This is a genomic window from Streptomyces calidiresistens (assembly GCF_014141525.1).
Lineage (GTDB): Bacteria > Actinomycetota > Actinomycetes > Streptomycetales > Streptomycetaceae > Streptomyces > Streptomyces calidiresistens.
In genome coordinates, this window is record NZ_VKHS01000144.1 from 1 (window position 1) to 9,047 (window position 9,047).

The following is a 9,047-nucleotide window of genomic DNA, read 5'->3' on the forward strand; positions in this document are numbered from 1 at the left end:
CCCGCACCCGGCCCCGGGGAGCCGTCGGAGACCCCGACGCACCCGTCGCACCCGTCGCGACCCGGGGCCGGATCCCCGAGCAACCCCGGGAGCACTCCATGGCACGAACGGAAGTCTCCGGAGCCACCGCGCTCTCCGCGATCGACGTCCCGCCCGGCAGCGGCGCCCGCCGCGCCGGCCCCGACGCCGGTCGCGGCCCCGGCACGACCGGGGCCGCCGACACCACCCGCTGGGAGGAGTTCGGCGCCCGACCCGCCGGCGGGGCGCCGCCGGGCGGGGGGCCGCCCGGCGGCATCGCCCCCCGGGAACTGGGAACCTTCGCGCGCCGCCTGGCCGGGGCGTGGTGGGGATCGGCCCTGCTGCTGGGGCTCGGCGCCATCGCGCTCGGCGTGATCGCCCTCGTGTGGCCGGGGCGCACCGTGGCCGTGCTCGGCGTGCTCTTCGGCATCTACCTGCTGATCAACGGCATCGTCCTGTTCGTCAACGCCCTCGGCCCGCGCTTCACCGGCGGCACCCGCTGGCTGATGTTCCTCAGCGGCACCGCCTCGGTGATCCTCGGCCTGCTCTGTTTCCGGAGCGTGGCCCAATCGGTGGTGCTGTTGGCCCTGTGGATCTCGATCGGATGGCTGTTCCGGGGCGGCGCCGAACTGGCCGCCGCGGCGGCGGGGGGACCGGGGGCCGGTTGGTCGGCGGCCATGGGCGTGCTGAGCGTCCTCGCCGGGGCGGTCCTGCTGATCTTCCCCATCGAGAGCGTGCTGGTCCTCGCCGTGGTGGCCGGCTGCTGGCTGATCGCCATCGGCCTGTTGGAGGTCGTCCTGGCGCTCCGGCTGCGACGCCTCTCCCGGAGGCCGGCCTGACGGCTCTCCCGGCCCGCCCCGGCCCGCCCCGGCGGGGCCGGGAGAGCCGCCGGTTCCTCGTGATCGTTTCGGGGGCCGGGCCTTCGACGGCCGCCGATCAGGCCCCCACGTGGTGCGGGGCGGCCCACAGGGACGGACCCGCGCCCGTCGCCCGCCGGGCCGCCCGCACCGAGGCGTGCAGGATGGGAGCGGTGTCCGGGAACGCCTCCCCCCGACCCTCGGCCCGCGCCCGGCGCAGCCGCAGGTGGAACTCCCGGGCCAGTTCGAGCGCGAAGCCGTCCGGGGCGGAGGGATCCCTCCCTTTGCGTTCGGTGTCCCCGTCGGGCCGGTGGGCGGCGGTGTCCCGGGCGGCGGTGTCGCCGGCCCACGGCCACAGCGGTCCCACCACCGACGGCACCCCAGCCAGGTGCAGGGCCACCGTCGGGGTCGGCGCGGGCACCACCCTCTCGGCCCCCTCGGCCCCCTCGGCCGGCAGCGGGGGCCCGTACGACGACAGGTACGCCACCCGCGGGCCCGGGGCCACCGACCGGGGTGACCCGCCGTCGGGGCCGGTCACCAGGTGGGCGACGCCCGGCCCGCCCGGGGACGGCACCGGCTCCCCCCGGCCGGTGCGGTCGGGGGCCGGCGCGTCGGACAGCAGACCCCGCACGACCGCGAGCTCCCGCCCCGGGAGCCCGCCCGGGCCCGTGTCCACCCCGTCGGCCACCACCACGACACCGTCCCGGGGACGGTTGTCGCCGGCCCCTCCGGCCGCCCTTCCCGGACCGGGGAGGGCCGCCGCGCGTTCCCGGGCGAGCAACAGGGAACGGATCGAGGGCACCGTGGAGAACACCACGTCACTCACCGGTTTCCCGGGGCCCGCCGGCCCCCGCCCGTCGCCGGAGCCGCCCGGACCGTCCTGCCGAAGCGCGGCGTGCAGCGGCAACCGGGCCAGGGCCCCGGCCGCCACCCACCACAGACGGGGCGGACCCTCCCCGGGCGTTCCGCGACGCCCCGGCGCGAGCCCACGGGGGCCGAGGCCGGCGAGCACGGGACCGGTCACGGCATCCCACAACCACCGCAGCACCGCCTCCACCTCCCCCTCCGCCGCCGCCCGCCGGGCGGCCGACGCCCCGGGATCCCGGGCGATTTCGAGGGCGTCCCGCAGGGAGTCCACCGTCGCACCGACCGCATTGCGGGTCAGCAGGGGGAGTTCGATCCGCCGCACGGCGCCGGCGGAGGCCACCAGGGCGCCGCCGTGCCGCCGACCCGCCAGGAGCGTCACCACCGGACCCCGGTCGGCGGCGGCGAGCAGGCGATCGGGGTCGGGCAGACGCGCCGGACCCACGGGGGTGCCGGCCGTCGCCCATCGGACGTCCCGAACCCGGGCGGGGAAGCGCTCGGCCTGTTCCAGCAGGGTGATCGGACCCTCGCCGGTGACGGGAACGGCCTCCAACCGGCGTCGCGCCGCGCCCGCGTCACGGGAGGGGACGGTGGGCGGAACCCCGGGGGCGTCGCCCGAGGTGCCCCCGACGACACGCTCGGCGGACCCCGACTCCGGGGACACCACGGGACCGGCCGGCCCCGGCGGATCGACCACGGCCTCCGGCAGCGGCCCGGGCACCACGGGGCGACCCGCCTCCACCAGGGACAGCGCACGACGGGCACGCTCCGCGGTGCTCCCGCCCGCGGGGTCGGCCAGGGCCGACCCCGCGGCCTCCTCCCCCACGTCCTCCGGGACCCACCCGGCTCCGGGAGCGGGCACCCGACCCGCCCCGTGCGTCCCGCCGGCGGCGTCCGCCACCACCAGGGGTAGCCACTCCACGGCCCGGGCGGCCAGAGCCGCCGCGCCCGTGGGGTCGATCGGTTCGAGCAGCCGGGAGGCGTGCAGCGCGGAACCCACCCGCAGGGAGGGCCGGGCGGTCTCCGCCGCGGCGACGACCGCCAGGGCGTCGGCGGCGGCGCGACGGTCGTCCACCGAGCCCGTCAGCTCGTGCCGGCGCGCCAGGGCGCGCCCCAGGTCGGCCCAGCGGGACACGGCCACCGCCGGGACGGTCCCGGGGAACGCCCCGGCACCCTCCGGGTTCTCGCCGGCGTCCCTCCCCGGGCCGCCCGGGAAGCGCGGACCGGTGCCCTCGGCGGCGGAGTGGGACCGGGGACCGGCCCGGGAACCCGCGCAGGCGTCCAGCAACACGTCCACGGCCCGTTCCAGATCCCCCTCGGAACCGACGTGCGCGTACCGGTCCCGCAGCACCGCACCGAGGTTCCCCGACAGCGCCGGCCGCAGCGGGTGCTCCGCCGGGAGCGCCGCGATCGCCTCCTCCAGCGCGGCGACCGCCTCGTTGAGCGCGTTGGGATCCCACCCCCGCTCGTGCCGCAACCACAGGGCGGTGGCCAGGTTGGCCAGCGCGACCGACCGGATCGGCTCCCCGGGCCGGCTCGCGGTCACCGCCCGCCGGGCCGCCTCCACGGCCCGCTCGACGTCCTCCGCCGCCCCCGTGCGCCGACACCGCACCTGCACCAGGGCACCGAGCGCGTCCCATCGCGCGGCGGAGAGCGGGGCACCGGCCGCAGTGGCGGACACCGCCAACTCCGCGGCCTCCACGGCGGCCTCCAGCGCCGGGACCTCCCCCGTGCGCTCGTACCGCAGGCGCAACGCGGTCGCCAGCCCGTGGAGGTGCTCCGGACGCCGCGGATCCCCACCGGCCGGTGCGCCCACCGAACGGCGGGCGCACTCCACCGCGCGCTCGGCCGCGCGCTCGTCACCCGCCCGCTCCCAAAGCCCCCGCAGGGCACGAGCCATCAGGGCCGCCACCTCGGCCCCGGACGCCGTCACCGGCTCCCCGGGGGCCGGCATGCCGCCGGATTCCTCCAACAGGCGGATCGCCTCGTCCAACGCCGCCGTGTCGGTGCCCGGAGCCTGTTCACCCACGGTGATCAGGGCGGCGGCCAGCGCGTCGGTGACGGCCTCCCGGAGGACCCGACCGCTCTCCGGCTCCCCGGCGGTGCCGCCGGGGCGGTCCGGGACCCCCGGGTGCGACGCGGCGAGACGCGCGAGATGCAGGGCCTCCAGCGGATCGGGTGACTCCGCGCCGAGATCCCCGGCCGGGGAGGTGCCCGTCTCGTGCCGACGCAGCAGCCACCGCGCCAGGTGCGCCAGGGCGAGGGCACGATCCCCGTGATCCTCCGGCAGATCCCGCAGGACACGCCGCCACAGGGCGATGCTCCCGGCCGTGTCGGGCGCGGCGCCGGTCCCCCCGGCCGGGATGCCGGAGGCCGGAGCGCCGGGGAACGGCCCGGCGAGGAGGGGAACGGCGCGCTCCGCCAGGGCGGGCAGGGCGGCCGAGGGAAGCCGCCGCACGTACTCGGGATCCTCCGGGGCCCACAGGTAGCAGGGCAGGAGGGCGTCCAGGGCGGCACGGCGCTCGCGTTCGGCTGCGCGGCGCCGGAAACGGATGCCGTCCGCCCGCAGCCACCGCACCCACCCCAGGACGTAGTGCGCCTCGATGAGCGCGGATCCGCCATCGGGCTCCGCGTGCGGTGCCGGGGAGACGTTCAACAGGGAGGCCAGCCGGTCCGCCTCGCGCCGCGTCCCGCGCTCCAGCACCGGGGAATGGTCCGCCTCGGTCCTGATGCGGCGCAGCCGTGCCCGCACGGCGTCCACCAGGGTCTCGCGTTCCCGGCGAACGGCCTCCTCCTCGGCTGCGGGTACCCCGGAACCCCCGGCGGGAGCAGGAACCGGCCCCGGCGGAGGCACCCCGTCGGCTGCGGCGGGCGGATGGGTGCCCCCGCCGGCGGTATCCGTCCGGGGGACGGGGCCCCCGGACACGGGGGAGCGGAGCGGAGGGGAATCGTCCCCGGCACGTTCCTCCCGTGCCGATCGCACGCCGCTCACCCGCGAACCCCGGGGCGCACGCGTTCCCCACCCGGCCTCGTCCGCATGTCCCTCCCCGCCTCGTCCGGCCCGGCCGACCGGGACCGCTCGGCTGCCGGGGCGGCTCCCGCCCCGGCACCCCACGTCGTGTTCCCGCCCCGTCGTCCCCCGGCGGGAACGAGGCCGTGTGCCGGTGATATGCCCGGGAGCGCGATGCGCACACCCGGGGCGGCCGGCCCCCGGAACGCACCTTTCCGGGGACGCCGCCCCGGTGACGGACGACACCCCCGGGTCCCGGGGCGGCCGGGCGGGGCATTCGCGCCGTCCGACCCGGCCGGGGGCACGGGAAGCCCGTGCCGGGACGCCGGTCGACGCCGGGGTCAGTCCCCGCCCCGCCGGGACATCGGTCGGCCTGCCCGGCGGCGTTCCGCCGGCACGGCCGCGCCGTGCGGCTTCTCCGGCAGGTCCGGCCAGTACCGGGGGACGATCCGCCAGGCCGCCTCCAGACCCAGCACCGCCACACCGGCCACGCCCACGGCCACCCACGGCATCGTCATGCCGACCAGGTTCAGCGCGAACACCTCCTGCAGCCACGGCGTGACCAGCACGGTCAGGAACCCACCCGCCATCACGGCCAGCAGGCCCACCCGCCACCAGGTGTAGGGACGGGCGATGATCGACAGCACCCACAGCGCGATGAGGAACAACGTCAACGACGCCGCGCTGGTCTCCGCCTCCAGCGTCGCCTCCGTGGCGCCGTAGTGCGCGCGCGCCAACAGGTACACGGAGAAGGTCGAGACGCCGGTGATCAGGCCGAACGGCACCGAGAACCGCAGCACCCGGCGCACGAAGTGCGGGCGGGCCCGCTCCCGGTTGGGAGCCAGCGCCAGGAAGAACGCCGGGACGCCGATGGTCAGCGCCGAGATCAGCGTCAGGTGACGGGGCAGGAACGGGTAGGGCACCTGGCTGATGATCACCGCGAAGGCCATGAAGACCGAGTAGACGGTCTTGGTGAGGAAGAGGTTGGCGACCCGTTCGATGTTGCCGATCACCCGGCGGCCCTCGGCGACCACCGACGGCAGGGTGGCGAAGCTGTTGTTCAGCAGGACGATCTGCGCCACGGCCCGGGTGGCCTCCGAACCCGAGCCCATCGCCACCCCGATGTCGGCGTCCTTGAGGGCGAGCACGTCGTTCACCCCGTCACCGGTCATTGCGACATCGTGGCCGCGGGACTGCAGGGCGGCCACCATCTCGCGTTTCTGCTGCGGTGTGACCCGACCGTAGACGGTCCCCTTCTCCAGTTCCGCCGCCATCCCGGCGGGGTCCCCCGGCAGGGAACGCGCGTCCATCGGTCGGTCGGCGCCCGGGAGGTCGAGTTCGGCGGCCACCGCCCCGACGGAGACGGCGTTGTCACCGGAGATGACCTTTGCCTCGATGTCCTGTTCGGCGAAGTAGCGCAGGGTGTCCGCGGCCTCCGGGCGCAGCCGCTGTTCGAGTACCACCAACGCCGTCGGGACCATGGGCGCGGAGCCGGGTCCGCCCTCGGTGTCGGCGAGCGAGGCCAGCCGGTCGGCGGGCAGGCCGGAACGGATCAGCAGCAGCACCCGCAGCCCCCGGGAGTTGAGGCGGTCGGCCTCCGCCAGCACCGGGTGGCCGGCGGGCAGCAGCACATCGGGAGCCCCCAACAGCCAGGTCCGGCAGGTTCCGTCGGGTTCCACGAGGGCGGCCCCGCTGTATTTGCGCGCGGAGGAGAAGGGCAGGGCGGCGGCGGTTCGCCATCCCTCGGGGGCGGGGTGGCTCTCCACGATGGCCCGAAGGCTGGCGTTGGGATGGCGGTCCCCGGCTCCGAGCGCGCCCAGCACACGCCGCAGGTGGGCTCCGTCGATCACGTCTCCGCCCACGTCCCCGGCCTCGCGCCCACCGCCGGCGGGACCGGGTTCCCCGGTCCGCTCCGGGGCCCGGGCGCTCGTGGTCCCCCCGGGGTTCCCGGAGGCGCTCGCCCCGTGAATTCTCGCGTGAACCCTCCCGAGGATGCCTCCGCCGGACCGGCCGCCGTGTTCCCGCGCACCGGGGGTGGCACCGTCGGAGGGCGAGGACGAGGGCGAGCCGGGAGCGGTGCTTCCCTCCGGGCCCGGCGGGAGGGCGCTGCCGGGAAGGGGGCGCACCTCGCGGACGTCCATGCCGCCCTCGGTGAGCGTGCCGGTCTTGTCGAGGCAGACCACGCTGACCCGGGCCAGTCCCTCGATCGCCGGGAGTTCCTGCACCAGGCACTGTTGGCGGCCCAAGCGGATGACGCCGATCGCGAAGGCCATGGAGGTGAGCAGCACCAGGCCCTCGGGGACCATCACCACGATCCCGGCCACCATCCGACGGATCGCCTCGAAGGTGTCCGCCCCTTCCACCAACAGTTGGCTGATGATCAGTCCGATGGCGGCGGGAATCATGAGGATCACGCAGAACTTCAGAATCCGGCTGATGCCGCTGCGCAGTTCCGAGTGGACCAGGGTGAACCGCGACGCCTCCTCGGCGAGTTGCGCCGCGTACGCCTCCCGTCCCACCCGGGTGGCGGTGAAGGCCCCGCTCCCCGCGACGACGAAGCTGCCCGACATCACCGTGTCGCCCGGACGCTTGACCACGGGGTCGGCCTCACCGGTCAACAACGATTCGTCCACCTCGAGGCCGTCCGCCTCGTTCACCACGCCGTCGACGACGACCTTGGAGCCGGAGGACAGTTCGATCACGTCGTCGAGCACGATGGAGCCGGTGGGGATCGGCCGGGACTCGCCGTCCCGTCGCACCACCGGTCGGGCCTCGCCGATGACCGCGAGGTTGTCCAGGGTGCGTTTGGCCCGTAGCTCCTGCACGATCCCGATGAGGGCGTTCGCGATGATCACGAAGCCGAAGAGGCCGTCCTGGATGGGACCGACCACCAGGATGATCGCGAAGAGGGTGCCGATGATCCCGTTGAACAGGGTGAAAACATTGGCCCGGACGATCTCCGCCGTGGAGCGGGAGGACCGCACCGGAACGTCGTTGACCTGGCCGCGGGACACCCGGTCGGCGACTTCCGCCGCCGTCAGCCCCCGCACTTCGCCGGCCGTGTCGACCCGGGTCTGCGTCATGCTCCGACCCTACGGTTTCCGGGGGACGAACGCGCGGGTCCCGTTCGCCCTCCGGACCACCGGGGGATGACGACCCGGGGAATAGCCGGAAAGGACGGGGGAGAACGCGAGGGGGTTCGCGTCGGCGGTGGTGAACATCACCGCTTCCCCCCGCCCCGGGGAGGTTTTTCCGGCGGGATACCGAGGCGGAGAGGCGGGCGCACCCCACGGTGTCGGGCGGAGCCGGCTTTCCGGGCGGCGGATGGGAGGAAGGCTTTTCCGGAAGGAGGCGATGGGGGGCGCGTGGCGGCCGCTGTCCGCCGTCCTCCCGGCTTTCGGGAGGGGTGGCTTCGGGGGTGGTCCGAGCCACTCGGGAGCCGTCTCCGGAGATCCCGGCAGGAGAGCGGGAAGGAAGAGGCTCACGGAGCCGTGGAGGGGGGAGCGGAGGTCTCCGGGGCGTTGGGCACCGGGGCGGAGGGGGCCGGCTTTTCCGTGGTCAGCCCCGATGGTCGGAAGCGGTGCCATCCTCCGGCCCGCGCGGGGGCGAGGGCGCGTCGGCTTCTCCCGTACCGGTCCCTTCCTCCCCGCCCGGGGCGGTGGCGGGAGAACTCCCGGCGGACTGCTCGGAATCGACGGCCCCGGAGGCAGCGGCCGCTCGCCGCAGGGCCGCCTCACGACGGCGAACGAACCAGAGGCCGTAGAGCCCCAGCAGCACACCCGCTCCACAGCTCCAGATCCACCACTCCGCGTCGTGATCGGCCAGCCGGGCGTGGAAGGGAAGGGAACCGAGCAGGAGGACGCCCCAGGCGACGGTCAGGGACAACACCACGGCGGGGATGTTGCCCTCCAGGGGCTCGGGGGCTTTCCGCTTGTCATGGGTGAGGAAGTCCCGGGGCATTGTGGTGGCCCTCCCGTCCTGCCGCCGTCCGGGATCCCGTTCGATCCCCCGGGGACTCAGCCTATCCGGCCAGGGGCGGCACCTCGGCCCCGGTGCCGCCGATCACCAGGCGTTCGACGCTTTCGACGGAGGTCAGCAGACGCTCATCGAAGTCCTCCCTGACCAGCATGCCCGCGACGTAGTCCTGGATCGTCATCCCCCGGCGGGCCGCATGGCGGTGCAGCCGTTCGAAGAGTGCGCCGTCCACCCGCACGGCGAGCACCCGCGAGGTGGAGGCTCCCCCGGAGGGATGGCCGATGGGGCGGGAGGGTTCCGAGGCGGCCGGAAGGGTGGCGGGG

General features: G+C 75.8%; 5 protein-coding genes. 1 reads left to right on the forward strand and 4 read right to left on the reverse strand.

The features are described from left to right. Positions 1–98 precede the first annotated feature (98 nt). Positions 99–857 (forward strand): HdeD family acid-resistance protein, encoded by a 759-nt coding sequence (locus tag FOE67_RS08900; RefSeq protein WP_182662261.1) that lies wholly within the window; start codon positions 99–101, stop codon positions 855–857. Positions 858–954: 97 nt separating this feature from the next. On the opposite strand, the gene FOE67_RS08905 is transcribed toward FOE67_RS08900, so the two are convergent. The 4 genes from FOE67_RS08905 to FOE67_RS30320 form a co-directional block, all read right to left on the reverse strand. After that, complete coding sequence (locus tag FOE67_RS08905; RefSeq protein WP_182662263.1) at positions 955–4,500, reverse strand: hypothetical protein; 3,546 nt, start codon at positions 4,498–4,500, stop codon at positions 955–957. A 590-nt stretch (positions 4,501–5,090) separates the two neighbouring features. Next, the gene (locus tag FOE67_RS29100) at positions 5,091–7,832 is read right to left on the reverse strand and encodes an HAD-IC family P-type ATPase (protein ID WP_228473696.1); all 2,742 of its coding nucleotides are present in this window, start codon (positions 7,830–7,832) and stop codon (positions 5,091–5,093) included. 475 nt (positions 7,833–8,307) lie between these two features. After that, positions 8,308–8,709 carry a DUF2530 domain-containing protein gene (locus FOE67_RS30315; RefSeq protein ID WP_323384529.1) on the reverse strand — a complete coding sequence of 134 codons (402 nt, stop codon included), beginning with the start codon at positions 8,707–8,709 and terminating at the stop codon, positions 8,308–8,310. Between the two features lie 61 nt (positions 8,710–8,770). After that, a partial coding sequence (locus FOE67_RS30320) for a hypothetical protein (protein ID WP_323384531.1) occupies positions 8,771–9,047 on the reverse strand: 277 nt, incomplete at its 5' end.